The sequence below is a fragment of the Pedobacter sp. B4419 genome, assembly GCF_059693725.1.
This window is the reverse complement of record NZ_JCASSL010000002.1, coordinates 2,008,778-2,035,463: the sequence shown is the minus strand read 5'-3', so window position 1 is coordinate 2,035,463 and position 26,686 is coordinate 2,008,778. Positions and strand designations below refer to the sequence as shown.

Annotated in this window: 19 protein-coding genes; 2 read left to right on the top strand and 17 right to left on the bottom strand. The window is 41.6% G+C overall.

What is annotated here, in order from left to right:
* Positions 1-3: 3 nt before the first annotated feature.
* The gene (locus AC570H_RS20325; RefSeq protein ID WP_497358332.1) at positions 4-228 is read right to left on the bottom strand and encodes a hypothetical protein; all 225 of its coding nucleotides are present in this window, start codon (positions 226-228) and stop codon (positions 4-6) included.
* Between the two features lie 348 nt (positions 229-576).
* Here AC570H_RS20325 and AC570H_RS20320 point away from each other — a divergent pair, with 348 nt between their 5' ends.
* The gene (locus tag AC570H_RS20320; protein ID WP_497358330.1) at positions 577-1,344 is read left to right on the top strand and encodes a hypothetical protein; all 768 of its coding nucleotides are present in this window, start codon (positions 577-579) and stop codon (positions 1,342-1,344) included.
* Here AC570H_RS20320 and AC570H_RS20315 read toward each other — a convergent pair.
* The 12 genes from AC570H_RS20315 to AC570H_RS20260 form a co-directional block, all read right to left on the bottom strand.
* Positions 1,296-1,907, bottom strand: a complete 612-nt coding sequence (locus AC570H_RS20315; RefSeq protein WP_497358327.1) for a SprT-like domain-containing protein — start codon at positions 1,905-1,907, stop codon at positions 1,296-1,298. The genes AC570H_RS20320 and AC570H_RS20315 overlap by 49 nt on opposite strands.
* 100 nt (positions 1,908-2,007) lie before the next feature.
* Positions 2,008-4,131, bottom strand: coding sequence for a ferrous iron transport protein B (gene feoB / locus AC570H_RS20310; RefSeq protein ID WP_497359186.1), 2,124 nt, complete (start codon positions 4,129-4,131; stop codon positions 2,008-2,010).
* A gap of 1 nt (position 4,132) precedes the next feature.
* Positions 4,133-4,348: a FeoA family protein gene (locus AC570H_RS20305; RefSeq protein ID WP_199138440.1), complete on the bottom strand. Its 216-nt coding sequence runs from the start codon at positions 4,346-4,348 to the stop codon at positions 4,133-4,135.
* A gap of 58 nt (positions 4,349-4,406) precedes the next feature.
* The gene (locus AC570H_RS20300; protein WP_497358325.1) at positions 4,407-7,247 is read right to left on the bottom strand and encodes an outer membrane beta-barrel protein; all 2,841 of its coding nucleotides are present in this window, start codon (positions 7,245-7,247) and stop codon (positions 4,407-4,409) included.
* 136 nt (positions 7,248-7,383) lie between these two features.
* Positions 7,384-10,182: an outer membrane beta-barrel protein gene (locus AC570H_RS20295; RefSeq protein ID WP_497358323.1), complete on the bottom strand. Its 2,799-nt coding sequence runs from the start codon at positions 10,180-10,182 to the stop codon at positions 7,384-7,386.
* 279 nt (positions 10,183-10,461) lie between these two features.
* A complete protein-coding gene (locus AC570H_RS20290) occupies positions 10,462-10,869 on the bottom strand; it encodes a VanZ family protein (RefSeq protein WP_497358321.1) in 408 nt (135 codons plus the stop codon).
* A gap of 2 nt (positions 10,870-10,871) precedes the next feature.
* Complete coding sequence (gene gcvH, locus AC570H_RS20285) at positions 10,872-11,252, bottom strand: glycine cleavage system protein GcvH (RefSeq protein ID WP_497358319.1); 381 nt, start codon at positions 11,250-11,252, stop codon at positions 10,872-10,874.
* A gap of 80 nt (positions 11,253-11,332) precedes the next feature.
* Positions 11,333-18,499, bottom strand: a complete 7,167-nt coding sequence (gene sov / locus AC570H_RS20280; RefSeq protein ID WP_497358317.1) for a T9SS outer membrane translocon Sov/SprA — start codon at positions 18,497-18,499, stop codon at positions 11,333-11,335.
* An 11-nt stretch (positions 18,500-18,510) separates the two neighbouring features.
* On the bottom strand, positions 18,511-19,095 hold the full coding sequence (ruvA, locus tag AC570H_RS20275; protein ID WP_497358315.1) for a Holliday junction branch migration protein RuvA: 585 nt from the start codon (positions 19,093-19,095) through the stop codon (positions 18,511-18,513).
* Between the two features lie 6 nt (positions 19,096-19,101).
* Complete coding sequence (locus AC570H_RS20270; RefSeq protein WP_497358313.1) at positions 19,102-21,420, bottom strand: NADP-dependent malic enzyme; 2,319 nt, start codon at positions 21,418-21,420, stop codon at positions 19,102-19,104.
* Between the two features lie 567 nt (positions 21,421-21,987).
* Positions 21,988-22,221 (bottom strand): hypothetical protein, encoded by a 234-nt coding sequence (locus AC570H_RS20265; RefSeq protein ID WP_497358311.1) that lies wholly within the window; start codon positions 22,219-22,221, stop codon positions 21,988-21,990.
* A gap of 135 nt (positions 22,222-22,356) precedes the next feature.
* A complete protein-coding gene (locus AC570H_RS20260) occupies positions 22,357-22,575 on the bottom strand; it encodes a bacteriocin (RefSeq protein ID WP_497358309.1) in 219 nt (72 codons plus the stop codon).
* 177 nt (positions 22,576-22,752) lie between these two features.
* On the opposite strand from AC570H_RS20260, the gene AC570H_RS20255 reads away from it, so the two are divergent.
* A complete protein-coding gene (locus AC570H_RS20255) occupies positions 22,753-23,049 on the top strand; it encodes a helix-turn-helix domain-containing protein (protein ID WP_497358307.1) in 297 nt (98 codons plus the stop codon).
* 33 nt (positions 23,050-23,082) lie between these two features.
* On the opposite strand, the gene AC570H_RS20250 is transcribed toward AC570H_RS20255, so the two are convergent.
* From AC570H_RS20250 to AC570H_RS20235, 4 genes are all read right to left on the bottom strand, one after another.
* Positions 23,083-24,480 (bottom strand): lytic transglycosylase domain-containing protein, encoded by a 1,398-nt coding sequence (locus AC570H_RS20250; protein WP_497358305.1) that lies wholly within the window; start codon positions 24,478-24,480, stop codon positions 23,083-23,085.
* A 115-nt stretch (positions 24,481-24,595) separates the two neighbouring features.
* Positions 24,596-26,020: an Asp-tRNA(Asn)/Glu-tRNA(Gln) amidotransferase subunit GatA gene (gatA, locus tag AC570H_RS20245; protein WP_497358303.1), complete on the bottom strand. Its 1,425-nt coding sequence runs from the start codon at positions 26,018-26,020 to the stop codon at positions 24,596-24,598.
* 34 nt (positions 26,021-26,054) lie between these two features.
* Positions 26,055-26,258 carry a twin-arginine translocase TatA/TatE family subunit gene (locus AC570H_RS20240; protein WP_497358301.1) on the bottom strand — a complete coding sequence of 68 codons (204 nt, stop codon included), beginning with the start codon at positions 26,256-26,258 and terminating at the stop codon, positions 26,055-26,057.
* A gap of 40 nt (positions 26,259-26,298) precedes the next feature.
* The gene (locus AC570H_RS20235) at positions 26,299-26,649 is read right to left on the bottom strand and encodes a Sec-independent protein translocase subunit TatA/TatB (protein ID WP_497358300.1); all 351 of its coding nucleotides are present in this window, start codon (positions 26,647-26,649) and stop codon (positions 26,299-26,301) included.
* Between the last annotated feature and the right edge of the window lie 37 nt (positions 26,650-26,686).

Sequence of the window (26,686 nt, the reverse complement as noted above, 5' to 3'; positions counted from 1 at the left end):
AGTCTAGTCTTCAATAATAGGGATGATACAGGCATAAGTACCTTGATAGCCACGGCTTCTGCAGATATGCTCAGCATCTGCCAACGTAGTGCAGCATACATCATCAACTACAACTAAATCTGTGTGATCCGTAATTCCGCATCTAGCCTGAAAAGCAGCGCAGTCAGTACCACCGCCACCTTTAATTTTTTTTAGTTCAGCCTTGCTGAGCAGGTTTGTTTTTTTCATGATTTATTTTTTGGTTGTTTATAGTTATGTATCCCTGTTTCGCTCGGGCTACTTTAGCGGTGCCGGTTAAGCCAACACTCTTTGCCTATAAATGCTTTTATTAACTTGATTAAATCAATTTCTGGCCACACTTAAAAATACCTGTTATAACTTACATTTTATGTTCATCTTTTTTACATTCAGCCATTTAGCTTATTATTTTAATTCTCAAAAGTTCTGCATTGTTTTATTGTACATAAGTGTTTCGGCATTGGCACGATAATAGCCATACTAAAAACCAAACTCGTTAGCGATGGAAGCCTTATGAAAACTGTACCTTATTTTGTCCTACTTTGCGTTTTTAGTACAATGCTAAGCTGTACTAAGTTTAAATCTGACCATCCGCAGGCAGAGATGGCTGATGAGCACGCGACTAACCTGAACGCGCAATCCATTTTGCACTATGCCGATTCCATTGATAAAACTGTTTCTGGTTTAACTAAAAGCACCAGTTTGGTTTACATGCTTGGCGATTTATCTTTTTTTGTAGAGCGATACAGTGCCAATGCCCAAAACATACTTTTGGTTGAACATGGCTACAACGGATTGAGCAACAACACCAAGAAATACTACTTTAGGAACGATAGCCTGATCTTGGAAACCGTCAGGAATCAGCTAACGAATGAGACGGGAGTTATATTTAAAGACAGCCGTACTTATTTGCGAAGCAATACCATTTTTAAAGTAGAGGAGCGTACGGCATCGGCCGAAGCATCTATTGCCGATTTGCCTTATATTGATCTTCCCTTAAGCAAGGCTGAAGTTTCTGACCACAGCTATCTAGAAAAAGTAAATACGCTCAATCATATTTTAAACGGCACAGATAAATTCGAAATGGTGTTCGAAAATATTACCACTTTTCCCGATTCGAGGTATATCATGCTCAAAAGCAAACTGCAGAACAGCTATAGCGCCAGTATCCTGGTAAAGGAAAAAGATGCATTGATTGATAGTTTACTAAACAATCCCATCGATTTTAAAGATCAAAAGCTCAACCTTAAATGGAACGTGAAAGATCAGGAAGCGGTTTATGTACCTGTAGCTAGCCAAACTTCTGCCAACGGATTAAAAAGATAGGTATTGCCATTATCTAAACAAACACACCTGTAGCGCTTACGGATGCGCTCTCCCTTTTTAAATTTACGGCCATCCTTAAGCACAAAGACCGTATGTATAGGCAATTCTTCGACCCTGGTGGTAGAAAGATGGGTATCGTATTTTTTTAATGCCCTAGCCAGGCTGAGATCGGTACAGCTCGAGGCTGCCGGATTATCGAGGTAATTGATAATGGTATGATGGATATCTGAAGGAAATACCTGCAGCTCGAAGAAGGGCTTCATCATCCTTTTAAAATTGTACTTCCACTCGGCACCATGTGGCTTTACCTTACCCTTATGATCGTTCCACGTTAAAAGATGTGCAAATTCATGCACCGTGGTTACCAAAAAAGCATAAGGATTAAGGCTATTGTTAACCGAAATTTTATGTCCTTTTCCCTTGAAAGGATGTCTATAATCGCCAAGTTTCGTACTTCTGTCTTTCGAAATCTTAAACTCGCACTGAAAATAATCAATCCACTTTGATATAATTGGTGCTGCCGAAATAGGCATATATTGTGCTAGAACCTCTGTTTTGTCCATTCTCTACCGTTCTTCTCTTCAAGGAGATTTTTAATGCAATTTATTAAATTCCATCAAAAATATTGTCATGCTTAATTAAGCTTAGCCAATAAACGCAAAGCTATTGTTTGAGCAGCTGAAAGGCAATGAGACTGGCCACATAAGCCATAGCCGTCATATAAACCAGCTGGATAACCGGCCATTTCCACGATTTGGTTTCGCGATATACAATGGCAACCGTACTCATACATTGCATAGCGAAGGCATAAAACAACATGAGCGACAACCCTGTGGCAAAAGTAAAAATGGGTTCTCCCGTATCTGGATTAACGGCGCCACGCATCTTATTACGGATGGTTGTGGTTTCCTCCTCGGCACTATCAACACTATAAATGGTAGACATAGTGCCCACAAAGGCTTCACGCGCAGCAAAAGAAGTAATGAGGGCAATGCCTATTTTCCAATCGAAACCCAGAGGTTTGATTACGGGTTCTATAGCTTGTCCTAAAATGCCGGCATAAGAATTTTCCAGCTTTTCGGCTGCTTTATCTCTCTCGAATGCCGCCAGTTTTACGCTATCTGTTGCGGGTACTTCTATCGCGGCGTATTTCTTTTCGATGGCCTCAAAACGCTTTGATGGTCCATAGGTGGCCATTACCCATAATACAATAGAAATGGCAATAATCACCTTACCAGCTTCAAATACAAAGGTTTTGGATTTTTCGTACATGGTATACAGCACGTTTTTCCAACGTGGCATTCGATATACCGGCAACTCCATGATGAAATAAGACTTTTCTTTGGCCTTGATAATGAATTTCATGACCAAAGCCACCAAAACAGCCGCTACGATACTGATCACATACATTAACATGAGGGCAAGCCCCTGTTTGTTGAAGACGCCCAATATCTTTTCATTTGGAACTACCAACGAGATCAACAGGGTATAAACCGGTAACCTGGCCGAACAGCTTACCAATGGCGTAACCATGATGGTAATGATCCTGTCTTTCCAGTTTTCAATGTTACGGGCACTCATGATAGACGGAACCGCACAGGCGATACCTCCAATCATAGGCACGACCGATTTGCCACTGAGCCCAAACTTACGCATGATTTTATCCATCATAAAGGTTACCCTAGCCATATAGCCGGTATCTTCTAAAATGGAAATTAGCGCAAACAAAATGGCGATCTGCGGAATGAAAATTACAATCCCTCCCAAGCCGGCTACAATACCATCTAAAAACAGATTGGTTAAAACCCCATCAGGCAAATGTTCATGTCCAAAGGCGGTTAGCCAGGCAAAGCTGCCTTCGATAAGATCCATTGGATAGGTAGACCAAGAAAAAATGGCATTGAAAATAAAGAACAGAATCAGCAAAAAGATAATAAAGCCCCAAAACTTGTGCGTTAATATCGAATCGAGCTTATCGGTTACCTTGAACTTTTTGGCTGCGCCAGTATCCGAAACTACGTCGGTTAATATCGTACTCAGGTAGCGATACCTGGCCACTGTTTCTGCACCTTGTATTTTTGAAGATTCGAAGCCATGCGATTGCTCAATCTTTTCTATCTCTTCTTGCTCTAGCTCATTAAAAAACTCCAAATGCTCGTGCTGATGGAGCACCTGCAAAGCATAGTAATCGTTAGCTGTATTGATTTTGGCTTTGATGGCATTGATGGCTTCTGGCGCAAACTGATGCGAATCGATACTGGCCAATTGCGTACTAATGGCAGTGGTATTGGCAATGGCTGTTTTAAGTTTATCTAGGCCTTCGTTCTTTCTAGCCGACATGGCGATAACCTGAATGCCTAAACGTTCGGCCAGTTTATCTACATCGATATGGATGCCTTCTTTTTTGGCCATATCTGTCATATTCAGCACCAATAGCATAGGCAGTCCCAAATCTGCTACCTGAGAACAAAGCAACAGGTTTCTGCGCAGGTTGGTTGCATCTGCCACCAGTACCACCATATCTGGATGACTGGGATTATTCTTATCGGCCAACACCTGAAAAACGATGCTTTCGTCTTTGCTTTTTGGGTACAGGCTGTAAGTACCCGGCAAATCGATAATGGCTGCAGTTTTTTCCGAATTAAGTTTGCTCAGTCCAGTCTTCTTGTCTACGGTGATACCTGGAAAATTTCCAATTTTCTGATTTAATCCCGTAAGGAGATTAAAAAGGGTAGACTTTCCCGTATTGGGATTCCCAACTAGTGCAACTTTTAGATCGGCCAAGATATTATTGTATTAGGATAACTGATGCTTCGCTTTTGCGCAAACAAAGTTGATATCCCGCAACACGAATGGCCATCGGGTCGCCAAGCGGCGCAAAGCGCTCTACTTCTACTACCTCTCCTGGCAAACACCCCATCTCCATTAACTTCACAGACATTTCTAGGTCTGTAAATGCAACGATGGTTCCTCGTTCTCCTGGGTTTAACTGCGAAAGCTTCATATTTGAAATTATAGGCGCAATTTAGCCTTTATTTGTAATAATTCCAAATAAGCTCCCGTCAAAATCTGATGACACTTGGTGGAGGCGGACCTCCTGCTGAGCCAAACTTCCTCAAACGATAGGTTAAGCCCAATAAAAAGTACCTTCTCATCCCCAGGTTTACACTTTCTGTGATGTAAATGTCGCTGGCATACCTCGAAGTATTGCGACTGTTATTGAACACATCAGACACGGTTGCCTTTAAGCTTAATGATTTTTTCAGGAACATTTTTTCGAAACTCACATTGGCCATATGTATGGTATTATTATCTGTTCCCAAAGCTACGTTGGCATTATAGGTAAGGTTGCTCTGCAGGATAAAGCGAAAATCGTAAGGCAGGGCCGCATTCAGGCTCAAACTATTATAAATATTGGTAAATGTATTGCTTTTTAGGTTATTGTAATCATAGCTAACCACCCTGGTACTTCCGCCAATTCTATTAAACAATTGCAGGTCTGAGCCAATTGCATAATTGATACCTGTACCAAAAGAATAATTTACCGAATGGGAGCCTACAATTTTATTATCTAAGAAAGACAGGTTCTTGTTATAGCCTAAACTTACATTGGGGTTAAAGGTAAGGTTCAGGCTTTTTACCTTGAAACTTCCGCCCAAACGGCCGCTAAAGCTATAGTTTCCGCTAATGTTATCGTAAACAGTAGTTTGCACACCAGTATTTGCATCAAACACCGTGTTGTTCATAACTTGATCTTGATTATGGTTAAAGCTGGCGTTAAAGTTAATGCTGCTGCCGGCAGTTGGGTTAAACCTGTTATAAGAAAGGCTTATGCTATTTTGTTTAGAGGGCTTTAGGTTAGGGTTACCTGTGATTTTCTGTAATGGATTTGAGTTGTCTGTAATGGGTTGCAACTGAGAAATGCTCGGCGTACTTACGTACCGATTGGCATAAACCGAAAGGCTAGACGTTTTATTGAGCTTATACGAAAGGTATAGATTTGGCTGCAGCCAGGTGTAATCGTTGGCAATGCTCGTATTGCTCATGAGGTTGCTGCCTTTCAAGGCCGTAAATTTCTGATCTACATTTAAGCCCATCGTCAGCTTCTCGCCAGAATTATAATTTAGCCTGAGTCCGATACTATGTGTTTCGTTAAAGTTTTCCAGATTGCGAGAAAGGTCATCGTTCCTCAGGTCGTAACGGGTACTAGCCGTATTGTAATCATATACCATGCGCTCAATTACATCTTCTCTTTTGCTATAGCTGTAGCCGGCACTCAAACTTAGCTTTTTGCTTAGGGGTTCGGAATAATCGGCACCCAAGCCATAACCATTTACATCTCCAGCCTGGTCTATCAACTGATTGAGTACTGTAGTGGTTGGTGTACCATTATTGTTAATGGTAATGTTGGAAAGGTTGAGCCCATCTAATGAAGAATTGCTTTTGTTGCCATTGGCCGATAAGGTGAAGGTCCTTCCTTTTTTGCTCAGCTTTTTATTAAAGGAAAGCCTCCCTCCAAAACCCGGAGTTTTGTTGTTATTGGTGTTTAAAGAATTACCCTTATTGATATTTGCCTGTGTAGCTTGGGTGTAGGAACTAAAAATAGAGCTGTTTTCGGAATCCGAGCCACTAAAGCCAAAGTTTGGGGTAAACTGAATTTTAGCGGTCGAATCCAGAGCCAAGTCTAAACGCATCGTAAAACGATGGCGGTTACTCGTTGTGGTAGCATCATTGCTTTTATCGTTGAAATAGCTATCCTCACCCAATAGGTTTAACCTGCTCGACAAGCTCTGGCGGATGCCATAATTTTTGTTGAACATATAGCTAAAGGAGATCTTGTTGGGGAACTTTTGGTCTTTGCCCCATTCATCGTTATAATTGATGCCAACGCCTTTGTTGTCGTTAATGCCGCCGCCGCCGCCGCCAAATCCATCATCGCCATTTAAGCCCACCGAAATATTTCCACTTCCATCAACCATAACTGAGCTTACCATGCCCGAACCAAACACATCGCCTCCTAAAAAGTCGCTCAGGTCTGAATAAGAGAAACCCGTTTTATTGATGTTGTTGGCCAAACCGATAATGGAGAGCTGCTGCTTGCCATTAAAGCGATTGATACTCGTGGAGGCATCATATAAGCTGCTGTTTCCCTTGCCGGCAGCAATATTCCCGAAATAGCCTTTCTTTTTGTCTTCTTTCAGGGTAATATTTAGCACATTTTCGCGCTTGCCATCGTCGATGCCTTTAAATATGGCATCATCGGTTTTCTTTTCGATGACCTGAATTTTATTAACGATTTCTTTGGGCAGGTTCTGCGTGGCGGTTTTGGGATCTTTACCAAAGAATTCCTTTCCATCAACCAATACCCGGTCGATCTTCTTGCCATTAAAAGTAATATTACCATCCTTGTCTACTTCCATACCTGGCATTACTTTCAGCACATCTTCTACGTTAGCATCAGCCTGGGTTTTAAAAGCATCGGCAGTAAACTCTATAGTATCTTTTTTAATGATCATAGGCAATAGCTCGCCCTTAATGAGTACATCGTTCAAGGTAATAGCGCTTTCTTCCATTTCCAGGGCACCAAAGTCAACAAGAGGCTTTGTTGGAGTGAGCTCGAAAGCCTTGATAATCGGCTTGTAGCCAATTAAAGCAGCATAAAACTTATACTGGCCAAAAGGGAGGCTTTTCGAGGTGAAACTTCCATCGGAAGCAGTGGCTCCCATACTGGCCACTGTGGAGTCCTTTACGTTTTTAACCGCAAAAGAAACAAAGTCGATAGGTTTTTTGGTCTTGGCATCGAGCGTTTTGCCCTTTACGGTACCTGAGTTTTTTTGTTGTGCAAATGATCGCGTTGCACTCAAGAAAAGGAGCAGAAAAAGAGCAGGATAAAGCAGTTTCATCGGAGTTTTTAGTTTGGTTTTTCTAAACTAACTAAAAACATAGTACAAAACAACTATTTTTATAGTTAAATTTTGTTAAAAAAAACGCCATCAGAAATTAATCTGATGGCGATCTTATAATTTGCTGGTGTAAGGCTTACATACCGCCCATGCCACCCATTCTCATTCTTTGGCCACCGCCCGGACCACCTGGTCCTTGCATGTTCATTGTTCTGCCACCTACTCTGTTTAACGAATAAGTGAACGAGAACATATAGTAGCGTTTCAATACGTTGAAATTCGAATCTACGATGCTATTGTTGGTAGCTGTACGAGAGATACCTGTGTTCTGGTTCAACAAATCGTTTACAGCCAATTTAAATGTACCCCTGTTGTTAAAGAACTGGCGACTGATATAACCATTGATGATGGTATAGTCGGTATTGTAGGCATCGCCCCTACCAGTGGTTTTGTTATAGGTTACATCGGTTTGCAAACGAATATTGCCTGGGAACAAATAACTCACATCGATGTTTGGTGCCAAGGTATAGAAGTTGGTTGGATTGCCAATAGTGAAATTACTATGGCTCCAGTTTCCAGAAATACCAGCAATCAAATCGAGTTTATCTAAGTTAGATACCAATTTATAGCCATTGGTAAGTGAGCTGCTTTTGGTTACGTTGGTTAACGAGTTGGTAATGTTAGTCGATTTACCGTAGTTACCACTTAGGCTGATCTGCAAGGTTAATTTATTGCCTGTGATGAGCGGCTGACCCAAGTTTCCAAAAACACTGGCGTTAAAATTACCATCAACGTTTATATAGCTGTTCGCAATTTTACCGTAGTCTTCACTTGTTTTATCGGTAATCAAGGTTTGATTGTTGGCAAAATCGTTAAAAGTTTGGGTAATGAATGCGCCAATAAACAAAGTACGATAGCTGGCGAAATCGAAGTTATTGAAAAAGATGTTCAACGAGTTCGAGAACGAAGGCTTTAAGTTAGGATTACCCAAAACAATGGTCTGTGTATTGGTATTATCCGGAATCGGCTGGATCTGATCGATGCTTGGCTGATTGGTACGGCCGTTATACCTGATGTTTAAACGTTTGGTATTGCTAAAGTTATACCTGAACTGAGCCGAAGGCGTAATATTGGTAAAGTTCTGCGTAAATACGTTTCCAGTAGTCTGGTTGTCGTTTTCACGGTTAGTACGTTGCACCGCTACACCTACGTTCCAGTTGTATTTTTTCTCGTTTCCATTGAAACTGAAACCCAAGGCATTGGTTAAGGTTGTATTCTCGAACTGGTTGCTATACTTATTGTTTTTAATATCATAAGCTTGTGTTGCCAAGTTAAAATCATACACCAATCTTTCTTTGTTATCGTGGTTATAACCATTTTGATAGTTGAATTCCAAGCTTAAGGTTTTAGACAAAGGCTCAGTATATACCAACCTTGCCGTATTGCTTAACGAGCTTGAATTTTGGTCGTTGAGCTGGTCAAGCAGGTTTTTCGATACTGAAGCGCCATCCCTTTTATCTTCATTAATGTAATTGAAGTTGTCGGCATCATTATCGTTGATGTTGGTATTTACATTCAATGACAAGGTACGACCTCTGCGCTGGAATTTTCTACGGATCAACAAGTTATTACTGATTACAGGCGATTCTGATCCGGTATTAAGTCTTTGCATACCTATCGTATTTACATCATCTACATTCCTATCGTAGTTGCTGGTACTTAGCGCACTGTTTTTGGTATAAGAGATTTGTGGCTGTACCCTGATCGAAGTCATCGAGTCTAATTTCGTGTCGATCGTAAAGTTAAACCTATGGTTGATACGTTCTGTGGTACTGTTTAAATCGCTTAGGTTGGTTGTTGTGTTATTACCCAATAAGTTTTGCGTAAAGGTATTGTTGGTATTGAACAATGAAGTCTTGTTAAAGAAATAGCTACCGTTGATCTGGGTTTGGTCATCGTAAGTATCAGAAAAGTTGATACCTGCTGCATTGGTTGTTGTAATACCCGCTTGTGTTGCGCCACCGCCCCCGCCAAACTGGATACCACGGCCACCCCCGCCACCGCCAGTAATACCGCCACCAAAGTTTTGTTTGTTTACGTTGTTAAACTGGCCGATTAAAGAGAACTGTTGGTTGTTATTGAATTTATTTACGTTTACGTTTACGTCATACCGATCGTCAGAACCATAACCTAAAGTCGTGTTTCCAAAATAACCGTGTTTTTTATCTTGTTTGGTTGTAATGTTGATGATTTTTTCACGGTTGCCATCGTCAACACCAGAAAATTTAGATTGATCAGACAAATCGTCGATGATTTGGATTTTGTCAACCATGTCAGCTGGCAAGTTTCTGGTCGCCAACAATGGGTCGTTGCCCATAAAGTCTTTACCATCAACCCTTACTTTAGTAATTTTCTCGCCCTGTGCAGTTACGCTACCATCTTTGGCTACGTCAACACCAGGTACCTTTTTCAATAGGTCTTCCACCACTGCATTTTCTTTCACCTTAATGGTTGATGCACTGATTTCCAAAGTATCTTTTTTAACTACTACCGGAGGAATTTCGCCTTTAATTTCTACACCTTTTAAGGTTACGCCGGTATCTTCCATGCTCAGCGTACCAAAACTCATTGTTGGTTTGGCTGCGGTAAGTTCGAAGTCTTGGGTAATGGTTTTAAAACCTAGATAGGCTACATATAATTTATATTTACCTGGGGCTAGGCCACCAATGGTAAAAGTACCAGTTGCCGAAGTATTGGTTCCGCCAACCGTAGATGAATCACTTACTTTTTTGATGGCCACAGAAGCATAGTCAACCGGCGATTTATCCTTGCCGTTTACTACCTTTCCAGTAACCGATCCGCCCGATTGTGCCTGGGCAAAATAGCTTACAAATAAGAAGGCAATTAGTATTGTACTTTTAATCAAATTCTTCATTTCAATTTTTATATAATTTTGTAAAGTTACCCTATCAGACTAGTGCAAGCCTCAAAAGTTTGTTAAGATGTGTTAAAATATGGGTAACAATTTAAATACAACTAACTTTACCGTTACAGAGCTCTTGGCTACAATAGCGCAAAGCGATAAGGGAATTGAGGTCTAAAGACCTATTAATGTGCCTGGTAATGTGAACGAGGCAACTTGGGGCAATAGCACGATGGCTTAAACAAACCGCAGCCACAAAGCAGAAAGCTTAACAATAAAATAATAATCAGATTAAACCTTTGTCTCATTGTAATTTGACAGGTGCAATAAAATATAACTAAATACGCCCATAAAAGTACCGATCATGTCGCAGGCGAAATCCCACCATTCGGCAGATCGATAAGTAAAAACTTTCCATTGCAACAGTTCTATCCCTCCGCCTATAACGGCCGAGATCAGCACAATTTTAAATATGGTTAGCGAGCGAAAACTGTAATTATGCTGGTACCTGATTTTTCCGTAGAACAGCAATACGCTGAGTATATAGAAAAAGCCAAGGTGTGCCATTTTATCAAATCCTTCAAAGAAAAAGCCAGTCCCACTATCTGAGTCTGGCATCTTGATGTTACAGAGCACTAAGATCACAATGGTCCAAATAACGGCCCACACCTGCGACCTTAGCACTCCAAATTTTTTCATGCTTATGCGCCTACCAGTTCTTTGTACTCATCGGCACTCAACAAACCTTCTGCATCAGCAGCATTGGCCAAAGCTACTTTTACCATCCAGCCTTTTCCGTATGGATCTGAGTTTACCAATTCTGGATTGTCGTTCAAGTCGTTGTTCACCTCTAGTACAGTAGCAGTTAATGGCATAAACAAATCAGATACAGTTTTAACAGCTTCTACTGTACCAAAAACATCTTCTTTGCTTACTTCAGTACCTACAGTGTTGATGTCGATATAAACGATATCGCCCAATTCGCGTTGTGCAAAATCGGTAATACCAATAACGGCTTCGTTGCCCGACACTCTTACCCATTCATGGTCTTTAGTGTATTTCAATTCTGATGGAAAGTTCATTGTTTTGTATGAGTTATTTTAAATTTTCGTTTATCGATTAGTTCTTCAAAGGTAATTATTAAACCGCTTTCTAACAACGATTAATTCAGTGTAATCCGCAAGCTAAATCCAAAATTGCTGAAAGAGGTATTAAACGACTGCGAAGTATAGGGCTTGGTGATATTCGAATCGTAGAAAACCTTCAAATTGAAACGCTGGTTCAATATATAGTCAACGCTCGGCCTCAAGGTAATATTCTTGGCTCCCGATGAAACTTCAGCTTCTGTAATATCTGCCCTGTAAATTACCGTTTTATTATCCCTTATGGCCACATCCAGTTTAAAATCCATGTTGTTATCCATTTTCAATTGGCTAAACCAGCCGAATGGGAACCTGAACTTATTGGTGCGATAGCCCAAACCAAAGGCCAAATTGTTTTCTGATAATTGCGCCAATTGGCTATTTGACAAACTTAGAGCAAGGATACGGGTCTTATTAATCTCAAAGGTTGCGGTCAAGTTATTTTTGAGCTTCGTATCGATACCGATTAATGGTGCAAACTGTTCAGAAATACTTACCTGCGCAAATTGGTACAAAGGCAAGAAGTTCTGGTTAACATCCCTGCTGCTTACATAGCCATCGGTTTCCTGGTATTTTAACAAGCTGTTAAAACCGTTGATGCTATAAAGCGACCGGTAGCCGTGTCTGAGGCCAAATTCGGCAAAACGATCGCCAATAAACGGAATTTTGGTTAATCCTAAATACGTAATTCTCCAGTTGGGAAGTGGAATTTTAGGCAAGTTGTTAAGGCTTACTGAACTTGCATTTTTGCCGGTATAGGCCGCAATGAATGCAGATACCACCACGTCTTGAGCGTTCTTGTCATAACCATCGGCAAAGCCACTCGCATTTTGCCCAGAAGAGTTTGGATTTTGTGCCCCCAACCTGTTAGATATCACCACTCTGTTGGCCATAAATTGGTTAAAGAGCTTAGAAATCGTGCTTCCGTTTTTATCTGTGAATGCCGTACCCAAGCTAATTACCGAAATGCTGTAATCGCCAGTGGTAGTTGGACTAAAATTCCTAAAGTTTTTAATGCTGTTGTCATACCTGAAATTGGTCGAATAATTCAGCGTTCTGTTCTTGGTCGCACTTAAGGTGATTTTAAAATCGCGTAATGGTTCTATGGTACTGGTCAACTGAAAATCTTCTCTCAGCGTATTGATGTATAGCTGCGTTTGGTTCTCATCAGTAGTTAACCAGCCATCGTTCAAAGCCATCAGCCTAATGTCTCGCTGGCTACCAAATACAAAGCCTAAGCCTGGTGCACCCGATGACGGATCTATACCAAAGAACTTGGTTTTAGGCAAATAACCCGGCAAGAATGTACCCTTGGTTTGCGTAAAGGCCACATTAATACTCTTGATACTGGTCACCAAACCGATCAATATATCCGAGAAGCTGGTTACCGTATCAGTTTTGTTTAAATTACGTTTGATGAAACCAAACTTGCGATACAAGCCAGTCATGGTCAACGTTGGATTGAGCTGTATGGTCCTAGAGTTCTGAATGGTATTACCTAAATTGATGTTCGGATCTCTTAAGGTAGACAAAGGTTCGGTTTGCCAGTTAAAGCTGGTGCCATATACGGTAGCCACATTCACCCAATCCAACCCCGGAATTTTACTGATCGGCAAATTATACCTTATGTTCAGGTTATGGCTGTAATCTGTAGTACGACCCAGGTTCTTCAGGTTTTGCCAAAGCGTATCGCGTTTTAAGCCTGTAATCCTGCCTTCGGGCTCATCAACAATCGAATAATTGGTTGCATCGAAATCAAGACTTAAGGACTTGGTCAAATCCCAGGCAATGCCATATACCCTCGAAATCAAGAAGTTCTTGTTGAAAGTAGTATTGATCGGAATGTAATTGTTCGGATCGTTGTTGCGGAGCGTATTTTCAGAATAGAACCTGTCTACATCAATCCTGAAATTGATCGAACTCGGCAATAAGGTGAAGTTGAAATCCTTCAGCAACTTAAGCGTGTTCGATTTAATGAGTTTATCAAATGGCTGATAGCTTTTTGAAGTTCCGGTATAATTATAGCCCAAAGAAGCCCTATACGTATGTTGTATGCTGCTCTCGTTCACAAAATCGCGATGGGCAAACTTGGTTTGTGCATAAGAAACGTTAAAATTTTCGATATCCCATAAACGCACCGGTTTTTCAGTATTGGTTCGCTCTTTGCGTACGTTGGTAAAGTTGATGCTGCTCCTGGTGGTATAGTCTTGCGCGAAATTCAAGATCGAATCTTTCTGTGCTTTCGAAGCCCCTTTCAACGAATTTTTCAACTCGATATCCGGTGTACGCGGATCGAACTGTGGCGTCATTACCTGTTTAGAGTAACTCACATACATCGGTATTTTGATGCCTGTTTTTTGTGGCAACAATTTGCCCAATTCAATACTCGAAGAAATATCAAAGAAAGTATTATCCGAGCGGTTACGCTCGCTCACTTTTTTCTCTAAAGAACCAAAACCGATGGTCGATTTGCTTCCAGAAACATTCAGATCTGCAAAATCGGCGAGCTTGGCATTCATTCGTGCTGTAGCTGCCCAGCCTCCACGTTCATCAAATTCGGTTAGGCGCAATTCGTTAAACCATACTTGAGCATATTTATCTGCACCATCATCGCCAGCTGGCGAAGCCGCATTGCGCAATGGATTTTTAATACCCAACATGTAAACCCTAACCTTACTCATATCGGGCTGTCCCTTTACGATAATGGTATTGGCTCCATCGATGTACACAAACGGCACATTGATAGGCCATGCTGCACCTCCTGCAATCCTCGCATTATTCCTTGCAATTTTTGCCTTTTGGAAAAGCTCCAATTGGATGTCCATTTTATTGGCATCTGGCCAAATGGCGTAAGGATCGCTCGTTCCTGGCTGCGTAATTTTTAAGGGCTGGTTATATTCGTAGTAGTTATCTTGGTTATCGGTACCAATCCGCAAGAATGCGCTGATATCGTTATCATTCAAAGGATTATTAGTGCCAATGGCCTCGGCATGGATATACATTTCCAATCGCTTGTACGACCTAAAATCGTTGATGGCTGTTTTAAAAGCCGCTCGGCCATAACCGTCTCTGAGTTTGTTGATAATTACCGAAAGTGATTGCTCATTTTGGCGGGTATCTCCACGGTAATTGCTGAAGTCGCGTTCGCGGATAATGCCTGGAGGAACCACATAAGGAATAGGCGTACGCTTACCATTTTCTTCAATATTTACCGTAGCAACTTCGATTGTCGATTGATCTGGATTTGCAGGCTGGAGTGCAGGATCTGCAATTACCTGAAGGGCCTCATTTTTGGCATTGTATTGTCGCCATTCGCCCCTTACCAATTGTATTTTTCCAAACCTTAACACCGTAGTATCGGCAAAATTGGTCATGAACATCCGGATGAAACGAATCGATTTAAAATCTTGAATGCCCCCTACTTTTTCGTCGAACTGTGCTAGAGGAATGCGAATTTGATACCAAGTGGCACTTTGGGTCTGCCCGTTGGCCAACTTCACTTGAGATACCACTTTATCGGTTACATATTTCTTTCCTACTTCCAAATCGCCCGGACGCATCGAAATCTTATATTGGAAATATTCGTCGCTCTGGGTCATGTTGTTGTCCCTGTTAATATCTTCCCCATCTGGAAGCGAAGTAGAAGCAGAGTTTTCAATTCCTAACTCGTCTAAAGATTGCTGCGAAGTTTTAGAGTTGCCCTCAGGACCATTATAGTTTTGATAGCGTTTTAAGATACCGGCATTCTGCAAATCAAGGTCATTGCCCCTGAAATAAGAATAATCATCTGATGACGGGTCATTCTCAAATGCCAAAGCCACATCTGGATTCAACTGTGCCCTGATTTGGTTAATCTGGTTGGCAAACTTTGTTTTTTCGTTGGCGTTAGACAATCCATCTAAACCTACATCTTGTGCCTTTCTGGCTGCAGGATCGTTATCGAATGCCTGAATTACCGGCTGCAGCTTGGCTACCCTGCCCCAATTGGTTTCCTCATACTTAGAAGGATCACCATTTGCAGGCAAACTATTCTCCAGCGATTTTCTGCCGTCTTTTAAGATATCTTCAGAGATGTTTCCGATGTTAAAATACAAATCACCTCCTAGCGAAGTAGTTTTGTACATGTAAGGATCCATTACCCAAAGCTCAATGTATTCGATGTTATTGGCTTCAAAATCGTTGATATCGATCCTTCTCATGATCCCGCCCCAACGCGACCGTGGGTTGTTCAGCTGTCCATTTGGACTAAAGCCCGTAGTTGCATAGTTATAAGGGCCACGCAACATCGGATAATAAGCCAAATCTAAGGTGGGCAGGTTTAAAGGCTGACCAGTACTGATTTCTTTGAAAGGAAATACCTCCTGCTCTAGCACTTCCCTTACATAATGGTTAGAAAGTTCGTTTCTGTTATTTCTTAAACTGGCTGGGATGATGTTCGAATTGTTGTTATAAAATGCCGGGTCGATGTTATAGAAGGCCAATTTGGCACGGTTATATCCATAGGCCAAATTATCAACCAATTGCGATTCCGAGAACATTTGTGGGGTACCCGAAATCTGCCATGGCACTGAACTCTTAAGGTCGATGATAGAACGCGAAGCTTCAAAATCATCCAGGTAACTTGAACCGCCCTTATCGCCACCCGAATTAATGGCACTCGGATGCCCTGGAATAAGCTGGGCGTATTCGCCTCCAAAGGTGATGCTAGATGGCGCCTTGGTAGAAATGAGTGGCAGCTTATCAACCATTTTGGTCAGCCATCTCGATGGCGAACTATAGTTAAAATCCAAACCGAAAATACTGTTAGAAATCGGCTCTTCCATGTAATTTACCTTTTGTGTCAAGGGCTTTTCGGTAAGATTCATGAAAGTACCGCCAATGTTCAGCTTGTTGTTAACGTGGTAGTCTAAGCGGGCACCAAAAAGCGACCGCTGCTGCAGGCCAAAAAGCTCGTTGTTTTCTGTGGTAATCCTTATAGGCTGACCAGAAGTGAGCAAGGCTGTATTCACGATTTTCACCCTGCCCATGTCATAATCAACCGTAAAATCGGTTCCCTCCTGCAAAGGAATGGTTCCGGCAAAAACCCTTACCGAGCCTTTGGTAACGTTGATGGCATTGAGTGAAAACTCTGAGGCAATTTCAGATTGATAGGCCCCTTTTATGATGTAAAGATTCTTATTGCTGAACAATTGTTGCGCTACTACCTTGGTCGAATCATATAACTGCGGATAGGTATATTTATCAGCCAATGGTTGCTCTCCAGGCAGGCTGAACTTGGCAGCCAAATCGTTGCCAAAAGGTTCGATTACCGGAAAAATAACCCTTCCGTTTAAAGGATCGATGGTTACATAACCGTTATTGGTATTATTAATCAAATTGGTTAATCCGGTACCGGTTGGCGAATAGCTGCTCGAGTAGTTGTTCTGGTTTTGGGCAGCACTAGAAAAAGGCTTGTCCTCTGCTTCAAAATCGAATACACCATCAGGCTTACGCTCCTTCTGCTGGTTCAACTGATCTAAATTGGTTAAAGAAATGTACTGCTTTAGTGCAGTTCTCGAACCTTCTCTAATCAAAGGCATTTCGATACCCGTTTTATCGTCGATCCTGAAGATGTCTAATTTAAAGTTCTGCGGACTGATCTGGTAGCCACCGATGGAATAGATGTTTTTCATCATCAAGTCCCAAGTTGGCAAATTGGTTTTGATGGTTTCGTTCTTTAACAATTTAGAGTAAAGCACCTTCGGTGTACCCTGATCAAACGAAACATCGGTTGAGAACTCACCCACTTGGTATTCAACTCCATTGTAGGTATAGCGATAAGAAACGGCCAATACCTCATCGGCATTTAAGGCATTGTTTAAAGAGATATAACCCAACTGTGGCTGGTAACTATATTCGCGCTCGGTTAGTTTTCTGGCGTAGGTTAACTTAGCGAAGTTATCTGTAGAGCCGTTTGCCTGAAAATAATTGATAACCGAATTAGAATTGGTCAGCCTTGCATCTGGAGGCAAATTGGCCAACAAAGTATTAGATGCATTTGGGAAAGTTGGATTGGTAAATCCCGATGGCAACACCGAGCCACCCCCAGTGATTTGTGCCGTATTGCGTGGCTGGTTTTCACCTAGATCCAAGAAAGCCAATACATCCCTCGAATCTTGTGTATTGCCTGTTTTATTGGTAATCCAAACCTCTATTTTGGTGATTAAAACACCCGAAAGTATGGTTGGCGGATTAGCAAGCGCCCTGTTGTAATTGTCCCTAAAGTATTTGGCCAAAAAATAGTGTTTATTGGCTTCGTACTCGCTGCCACTGATCCTAAATTCGTTCTGTTGTGCCCCGTTATTGATCTGCAATTCTTTCGATTGCGATTTTTGTTGGGTAAAAACCGCGGCAACATCCAACTTGCCAAACTGCAATTGGGTTTTTACCCCAAACAAGGCTTGGGTACCGTTAATCAAGGTACTGTTAAGCGGCAGGCTTACGTTACCTGCTTCAATTTTTTTGATGATATCGTCTTTGCCACCGGTATAGTCTAACTTGATCTGATTTTCAAAATCGAACTGCGCTTCTGTATTGTAGTTCATTTTGATCTTCATCTTGGTTCCGATATCGCCCACTACGTCCATTTGGATGCGTTGGTTGAAATCAAAATTGCTTTGTACGCGCTGGCGTTCGTTGAATAAAGGATTTTCGTTTTTATTGATACGACCCAAAAAGGTAAGCTCGGCCTCTCCCCTTGGCTGGATATCGATGGTAGTACCACCGAAAATTTTCTCGAAAACACGGCTGTTCACCTTTACCTGAGGAATTATTCCGGTTTTTCTTACATCGGCAATTTCTGCATTGGATAGGATTCTCCAGTTTTCGCGTTTGATTTCGCTATTAACCAATCGCAAATATTGCTCAATAGTTAAATATTGTGGTGGCGAATACAATTTATCCCCTATCTTCTCCGTTATAACATAACGTTTGTTTACTGCATCGAATTCAACTTCGCGCTTAACGTTTTCTGGTAATGGCAAAAAAGGATTATTGTAGGTCCGCAAACCTAATATTTGTTTTTCGCGCAAATTGAAGGAATTTTTGAGCGAATCAGTTCCTGATCTTGTCGGCGTAACTTGAGAATGGGCGTTAATTCCGGCAAAAAGAAAGAAAAGAAGAATTAAGAGTGTAAATTTATTTGTCAATCGGCGTTTGGTTATAAATTCTTCAAAGCTATTTTTATCATTTGCTCTACCGTTAAATCCTGCGTTGCATTCTTAACAGCATTGTCTAGTGCCTTCTCTGCTACCTGCTTGCCAAATCCAAGCATGATTAAAGCAAATAACGCTTCATCTTTAATTGTATTATGCTGAGGCATAGAAATTAATGAATCCGGGCCTTCTTTTTTCAGTTTATCTTGTAGTTCTAGCACTATTCGTTGGGCAGATTTTGCTCCAATTCCCTTAATGCGTTGTATCAAAGTCAGATCGGCCTGGATAATGGCATTTTGTATTTCAACCGGCGTGATAGACGACAGCATCATTCTGCAGGTGGTAGGGCCAATGCCCGAAACCGAAATCAAGTGCAGAAAAAGACGCCTTTCGCCTTCATCGGCAAAACCGTACAAGGTATGGGCATCTTCTTTAACATGTAGCCAGGTATAAATCTTGCAACGCTCCGTTTGTGGCAGGGCCGAATAGGTATTGAGCGAAATATTGATATGATAGCCTACGCCTCCGGCTTCAACTACTACATAAGTTGGACATTTAAAGGCCAGTTTGCCATCAATATAATCGTACATGAGCGTTTACTTTTTAACTATTCTATTTAATATTCCCCTTCTCTTTACCGGATTAGCATCCTCTTCTTTTGCCTGTACGTCTAATACTGCAATGGTAATCATATTTACAATTTCTCTTACCGAACTGCCCAGCTGCACAATGTGTACAGGTTTTTTAAGGCCTAATAAAATCGGGCCGACAGCCTCGGCGCCGCCCAATTCCTGCAAAAGTTTGTAGGCAATGTTACCCGACTCCAAGTTAGGAAAAACTAATGTATTTGCAGGTGCATCTGCCAATCTACTAAAAGGAAAATTATCTTTTAGCATTCCATTATTAATGGCAAAGTTACCTTGCATATCGCCATCTACAATAATCTGGGGATGTTTTTCGTGTAATATTTTTACTGCTTTCCTTACCTTCTCTGGAACAGGACCTTCATTTGACCCAAAATTGGAGTACGAAAGTAGGGCTATGCGTGGCTGAATATTGAATTTGCTTACTGATTTTTCGAGCAGTAAAGTCAGGTCAACCAGCTCTTCAACCGTTGGATCGACGTTAACCGTGGTATCGCCAAAAAACACTGGGCCCTTTTCGGTCATCATCATGTACATACCCGCCACTCGGTTTACACCTGCTTCGGTACCGATCACCTGTAAAGCTGGCTTAATAGTGGATACGTAGTTTTTGGTCAGGCCTGAAATCATGGCATCGGCTTCTCCAAACTCGACCATAGATGCGCCAAAATAGTTTCTATCGCGCAACAGCTTATTGGCCTCGAATAAAGTAACGCCCCTACGCTGTCTTTTTGCATACAACGAATCGGCATATTTTTTCATTCTTTCAGGCTCCAAAGCTGGCTCTATGATTTCAACACCCTCCAAATCCAGGGCATTTTCTTCTATAATTTGTTGGATGATTTCTTTATTGCCTAACAAAATCGGAATGGCAATATTATCGTCCCTCACAATTTGAGCCGCTTTTAAAATCTTATAGTTATCGGCTTCTGCAAATACCACACGTTTTGGCGCTTGCTTGGCCTTATTGGTAATGGCACGCATAATCGAATCGTCCATGCCCAAGCGGCGTTTCAGTTCTTCTGCATAAGCATCCCAATCGGTAATGGTTTTACGGGCTACGCCACTTTCTATCGCAGCTTTTGCCACGGCCATTGATACGTTGGTCATCAAGCGGAAATCCATAGGCTTAGGAATGATATAATCCTTGCCGAACTTGATATTTTTCGCATTGTAAGCCATGTTTACTGCTTCTGGAACAGATTTTTTGGCCAGATCGGCAATGGCGCGAACGGCAGCAATTTTCATTTCTTCGTTAATGCTGGTCGATCTTACATCTAATGCGCCCCTAAAAATGTAAGGGAAGCCCAGCACGTTGTTCACCTGGTTAGGATAATCTGAACGACCGGTTGCCATGATCAGGTCTTTACGCGAGCTGATGGCCAAATCGTAGGCAATCTCCGGATTAGGGTTAGCCATGGCAAAAACAATTGGGTTTTTGGCCATCGATTTGAGCATATCTATGGTTACGCAATCTGCAGAAGAAAGACCGATAAACACATCAGAATCTTTCATCGATTCGGCTAGCGTATTCAGGTTTCTGCTGGTGGCAAATTCTTTTTTAATGGGGTCAAGGTTAGCGCGATCGCTACGGATTACGCCACTTCTATCGCACATCACGATATTTTCTTTTTTGGCACCTAGCGCTACATATAGGCGTGAACAAGAAATGGCAGCGGCACCCGCACCGTTAACCACGATCTTGATCTTGTCCATTTTTTTCTTTTGGAGTTCGCAGGCATTGAGCAAGGCTGCTGCAGAAATGATGGCGGTACCATGCTGATCATCGTGCATCACCGGGATATTCATTTCTTCTTTGAGGCGACGCTCGATTTCAAAACATTCTGGTGCTTTGATGTCTTCGAGGTTTACTCCACCAAATGTAGGCTCCAACGATTTTACGATCTTTACAAAATCGTCTACGTTTTTAGTATCCAATTCTAAGTCGAACACATCGATATCGGCAAAGATCTTAAACAAAAGCCCTTTACCTTCCATTACCGGCTTGCCTGCTTCCGGACCAATGTCGCCAAGGCCCAAAACAGCGGTACCATTACTAATTACGGCAACCAGGTTACCCTTGGCCGTATATTTATAAACGTCGTCTTTATTTTCGGCGATTTTCAAACAAGGCTCTGCCACCCCTGGCGAGTAGGCCAAGGTTAAATCTCTTTGGGAAGAATAGGGTTTGGTTGGCACTACCTGGATCTTACCCGGTCGGCCCTGGGAATGGTAGTCTAAAGCGTCTTGTTTTCTATTCGTTTTGCTCATACAGTACAGTTTGGTAACGGGCAAAGTTACAATTATTTTATCCTAATGTAACTGTTTTTTAATTGTTATCAAGCGTACTTACAGCGAATTATGTCTGTTCAAAAAGTATGAATACAAGTAATTTTGCGGGAATATTTAGGTAGAAGTACTCATTGTCTGAGTTCGAGAATCTGCTTTAGCCATCCTTTATTCTTTGTCCGTGGTCTGTGTCTCACAGACCATTTCGATGTAATGCAAATTGGTGTCCTGTGCGCCACAGGACATGGAGAGGAAAGAAATAAATTTTATCCTTTTATCTTCAGTACCATTCCGGGTTGCAAAGCGGCTTTTTTCAGGCCATTTGTTTTTTAATGCTAGTATCGCTTGGCTTTCCAAAACGATTTTATAATTGGACTTTGCAAGCCATGAAATTATACGGCTTACAAAGTCCAATTGTTAAGCTCCAAGGAGCGCCGTTGCTACAGCAAAAGCCTCACCCGAGCAGTTCAGACTGGACATTAAGCATCAAACTAGTAACCGAAATAAAACGGCTACTAACACTCCAATAATGCCAGATGTTCCCAATTTTTATCGGTTAACACAAATTGTACCTGTATCTGTGGCATTCATCTCACATTTTAAACCAGGACAGCATTGGTCTTCAGGGTTTCCAGCTCCCGAAAGCGAACAAGCATAATCAAATTCTTCTAAACAGCCGGTTCCGGTGACAGATCTATTTCCACCTAGTACATTTTTTAATTGTGCTCTTGTTAGCACTTCACTATTTGTAAAGGCTACGAGACTTAATTTTAGTTTTTTCATCTTTTAAAATTTAGTGCTTTGTATTTTTGGATAGCGCTTTATATTTAACCGTCAATTGCGATTGTTCAATCAGAGCGAATAAAATAAATAGACTTTGTAAGCTGATTACAAAGTCTATTGTGAGGCTAATTTAGCTTAATCCCAAGCTGGGCAATGGTCACAGCACCAATTTGTAGCCCACCCATTAGCTACGTATTCTTGAGCCCTTCCAGCTCCTTCTCCTTCAGACAGGTTTAATCTTCTCCACTGTCCATCTATTTTCACACCACAATTGGTTTGCTCGGCGACTCTGCCGCCCGTAATAGCTTTCAACTCTTGTTTAGTTAAAACTTTTTTTGATAAAATCTTTTTCATGGTTTTAATTAGTTTAGGTTAACTGAATAAATTAGATGACTTGTTTACTTTAAATTTAAAGAATTCAGCACCACAATTTTGACCTCATTTTTTACATTGTGCCATTTATTCTGACATTGTTTAAAGGCCATCTTTTTTTTGTAAATTTAGGTCTGCCTCAATAAAACGTATCTCCAAATGGATATTGGTTCAATATTAAAACAGCTCCGCTTATTGAAGGGTTGCTCGCAGCTAGAAATCGCCGCAAACTTGAACATTAGCCGAACAGCCTATTCTGCCTGGGAGAACGAGAAGGTTGACCTTACCCTATCTCAAGTCAGGAAAATTGCCTCCGTCTACAATATTAATCCTGTTGCCTTGGTGAAAATGTTTTTTGAAGGTATTGACAGCAGCATCAACGTATTAGACAATCAACTCCACAAAAAAAGTGATGAAACCCCAGTTGCTGGGATACAAAGACTAAATCGCACTTGAACCAATTGCAGTGCTAAAGAAATATACAGCAGTTTATCCTTTTATTTTAAGTACCATTCCGGGTTGTAAAGCGGCTTTCTTCAGGCCGTTTGTTTTTTTGATACTGGCTACCGTTGCTCCATCAAATTTTTCGGCAATACCAGATAAGGTATCTCCGGGCTTTACTTTGTAACTGATGAAACTTGCTTTGGTTGCAGGCTTTGCTTGTTCTAGAGCCGCGCCAAAAATCTTTAGCCTTTGTCCGGGGATAATACTGTTACTTGGCAGTTTATTCCATACTTTGAGGTCTTGCACCTCCACTTTATACAAGTTGGCAATCATGCCAAGATTTTCTCCTGGTTTAACTTTATGGAAATTGCTTTTAGCTGCAATCTTTTTAGCTGGCGCTCTCTTACGAAGCTCTCTTACATCGTCTGTTGAGGCCAAAAACACTTCGCGTTCTACTTCGGCATCGGTATTCAATACTTCATAGATCTTGGCAAAATTCTCTTGCTCTACTTTGGGCAGGATAATGCGTTTGGGCAACAACTCGGTTCCGTTTACGATCTTTTTCTTATAAGAAGGATTCAGTCCGAACAAGGTTTCTTCCTCGTAATTCATCGCCTTTGCCAAATCGGCCAAGGTTACAAAATGGCTTACCTGAACCGTATCGGTTTTGAGTGTCATTGGTGGGGCCTGCATGGCGATGTTATGCGTATTCGCATAGTTCATTACATATACCGCAGCGATAAAAGCAGGCACATAGTCTCTGGTTTCTTTGGGCAGGAAACGCCTGATTTCCCAAAAATCCCTTGAACCCGCCTTGTCCATGGCACGGGTTACATTGCCTTTGCCACAATTGTAGGCCGCAATGGCCAACAGCCAATCGCCCAGCTCTTCGTAGGCATCCCTAAAATAAGCTGCTGCCGCATAACTGGCCTGAATAGGGTCTTTACGTTCATCAACAAAATTGTCCATGTTAAGGCCATAAGCTTTGGCCGTACCGAACATAAATTGCCAAAGCCCTGTTGCGCCAACCCTAGAAATGGCGTGAGGGTTCATAGACGATTCGATAATTGGCAGGTATTTGATTTCGGCCGGAATATTATAGGCTTTTAGCGCTTTTTCAAAAATTGGAAAATAGTAGTTAGACAGGCCTAACATTTTGCCCATCATATCCTTGCGCTTGCTGTAGATATCAATAAAGTTCTGTACGTATTCATTATAGCTCAACGGCACAGTTTTTTGGATGGAATCCAAACGCATTTTGTAAACCAGGCTCTGATTATAAAATAAGGGCTTGTCAATAAACGGTACAGCAACGGTATCGCGAGGCAGTGTAGCGGTAATATTTTTGAATAGGGTATCGGTTTGGATGTTCCTGATCGGGGTTTGGGCTGTTACATTTAAAAATGCCAACAAACTCAATACGGATAGTACTATTTTCTTCATACAGTTTGGTTTAAATGCTAATGAAGCGCCGTAGGCAAGTTCATCATCAACTATATTCGGTTCTTCTTTGAGCGCTAGACAGCATGCCTGTTCTAGTACCAACCCAAGATTGGTATTATATTTTATTTAAAAAACTATGTGACAGGGAAAGTAGCTCCTGCTCGTTAAAATGTTTGGTCATTAACTGAACACTTAACGGCAAACCAGCTTTGTTATTGCCCAAAGGCAACGCAACTGCCGGAATACCAGCCAATGAGGCCAATACGGTATAGATATCGGCCATGTACATGACCAAAGGATCTTGCATGTGTTCGCCCATTTTAAAGGCTGGTGTTGGCGTAACAGGACTTAACAGAAAATCATGTTCCTTTAGCAGTTCTTCCACCTTTTCTCTAATTAGGCGACGAACCTGCTGCGCTTTTTGGTAATAGGCATCATAATAGCCGGCACTTAATACAAAGGTGCCTAACATGATCCTTCTTTTTACTTCTTCGCCAAAACCTTCTGCCCTCGATAATTTGTAGAGACTGTTTAAGCTTTCCGCATCCGTATTGCGATGTCCGTAATGAACCCCGTCAAAGCGAGAAAGGTTTGAAGAAGCTTCGGCCGTGGTTAAAATATAATACGTAGGCACAAGGTAATCGAGCAGGTTAAAGGAAACATACTCAATTTGATGACCCAGGCTTTTTAGTTTTTCGAGGCTTTCGAGTATCGCTTGCTTAATTTCTGGATCTAGTGCTTCATTGTCTATCGTTTCCTTAAGAACAGCAATCTTTTTGGGTCCAGTTGCCGTTAAATGTTGCGTATAGTTCGGCACGGGTACTTGAGCTACGGTACTATCTTCTTCATCGGCACCTGCCAAAACTTCGAGCAATAGCGCAGCATCGCTAACAGAGCTGGTTAAGGTACCTACCTGATCGAAAGAAGAAGCATAAGCAATCACCCCGTAGCGTGAAATCCGTCCGTAGGTTGGTTTAAAGCCAATGTTGCTACAAAACGCTGCAGGTTGTCTAACAGAACCACCGGTATCGGTACCTAAAGCGGCTAGGCACATGTCTGCCTGTACGGCAACTGCCGACCCGCCCGAGGAGCCACCCGCTACTCTTTCTTCGTCGGCCGCATTTTTAACGGGACCAAAATAAGAGGTTTCGTTTGAACCACCCATGGCAAATTCGTCGCAGTTCAATCGGCCAATTATAATGGCGTCTTCCTGCAACAAACGTTTAACTACTGTTGAAGAATAAGGAGAAATAAAGCCTTCGAGCATTTTAGAAGAGGCCGTAACCTCATGGTCGATATAGCAGATATTGTCTTTTATGCCAATAACCATACCTGCCAGCTTGCCTGCCGTTCCGGCATCGAGCTTTTGCTGCACAATTTCGGCTTGCTTTGCCGAAGAATCAAAAAACACCTCATTAAATGCATTGAGGTGCTTGTTCTTTGTTATCTGTTCAAAATAGTACGCCAATAATCCTTGTAAATCAAGCTCTTTTTGGTCGAGCTTAGTACGTATCTCGGCTAGTGAAGTAAATTTCTTCAAGACTTAGATTTAAAAGAATGTTGGAACAGATGAATTAAAGTGGTTTTTTCTCGTCGTTGTTAGTTGGATTGCCTCCTGAATCTAACCCGTCTTTACCGTCTTTAAATTCTTTTACTCCCCTGCCCAAACCGCGCATCAATTCAGGGATTTTTCTACCTCCGAAAAGCAACAAAAGAGCGGCTATGATTAAAAGGATCTCTGGTGTGCCTAAACCGGCTAGAATTGTTGGTTGTACCATGATTTTTATATTAAAATTTCTTTATTCTGATCTAATTAGCCTAAGAGTAGGTTTCTTTATCCTTGTGGATTTCACCTTCTGCCGTTGGCTTGTTTTCTGGAGTGGCTTCAGATTCGATGGGCGTTTCTTCTGTTGGATGGTGACGCGCCGCATTCTTCTCTATTTCTGCCTCTTCATTTAATTCCTTGTCTATATCTACGGCATTTATGTTGCGATGGATTTCACGCTTGACACCTTCTGATGCATCTTTAAATTCCCTGATCCCTTTTCCCAGCCCTCTTGCCAATTCGGGCAATTTTTTACCTCCAAATAACAAAAGTATGGCTACCATGATGAGGGCTATCTCGCCGCCACCCATGTTTAAGAACTCTAATAACGCCCCTGAATACATCTTCAATCAATTTTTATACAAATATAGACAAATATAA

Coding starts and splice junctions, on each gene's coding strand:
- AC570H_RS20325 (WP_497358332.1), bottom strand. CDS start 228: ATGAAAAAAACAAACCTGCTCAGCAAGGCTGAACTAAAAAAAATTAAA.
- AC570H_RS20320 (WP_497358330.1), top strand. CDS start 577: ATGCTAAGCTGTACTAAGTTTAAATCTGACCATCCGCAGGCAGAGATG.
- AC570H_RS20315 (WP_497358327.1), bottom strand. CDS start 1,907: ATGGACAAAACAGAGGTTCTAGCACAATATATGCCTATTTCGGCAGCA.
- AC570H_RS20305 (WP_199138440.1), bottom strand. CDS start 4,348: ATGAAGCTTTCGCAGTTAAACCCAGGAGAACGAGGAACCATCGTTGCA.
- AC570H_RS20300 (WP_497358325.1), bottom strand. CDS start 7,247: ATGAAACTGCTTTATCCTGCTCTTTTTCTGCTCCTTTTCTTGAGTGCA.
- AC570H_RS20295 (WP_497358323.1), bottom strand. CDS start 10,182: ATGAAGAATTTGATTAAAAGTACAATACTAATTGCCTTCTTATTTGTA.
- AC570H_RS20290 (WP_497358321.1), bottom strand. CDS start 10,869: ATGAAAAAATTTGGAGTGCTAAGGTCGCAGGTGTGGGCCGTTATTTGG.
- gcvH (WP_497358319.1), bottom strand. CDS start 11,252: ATGAACTTTCCATCAGAATTGAAATACACTAAAGACCATGAATGGGTA.
- ruvA (WP_497358315.1), bottom strand. CDS start 19,095: ATGTACGATTATATTGATGGCAAACTGGCCTTTAAATGTCCAACTTAT.
- AC570H_RS20270 (WP_497358313.1), bottom strand. CDS start 21,420: ATGAGCAAAACGAATAGAAAACAAGACGCTTTAGACTACCATTCCCAG.
- AC570H_RS20265 (WP_497358311.1), bottom strand. CDS start 22,221: ATGAAAAAACTAAAATTAAGTCTCGTAGCCTTTACAAATAGTGAAGTG.
- AC570H_RS20260 (WP_497358309.1), bottom strand. CDS start 22,575: ATGAAAAAGATTTTATCAAAAAAAGTTTTAACTAAACAAGAGTTGAAA.
- AC570H_RS20255 (WP_497358307.1), top strand. CDS start 22,753: ATGGATATTGGTTCAATATTAAAACAGCTCCGCTTATTGAAGGGTTGC.
- AC570H_RS20250 (WP_497358305.1), bottom strand. CDS start 24,480: ATGAAGAAAATAGTACTATCCGTATTGAGTTTGTTGGCATTTTTAAAT.
- AC570H_RS20240 (WP_497358301.1), bottom strand. CDS start 26,258: ATGGTACAACCAACAATTCTAGCCGGTTTAGGCACACCAGAGATCCTT.
- AC570H_RS20235 (WP_497358300.1), bottom strand. CDS start 26,649: ATGTATTCAGGGGCGTTATTAGAGTTCTTAAACATGGGTGGCGGCGAG.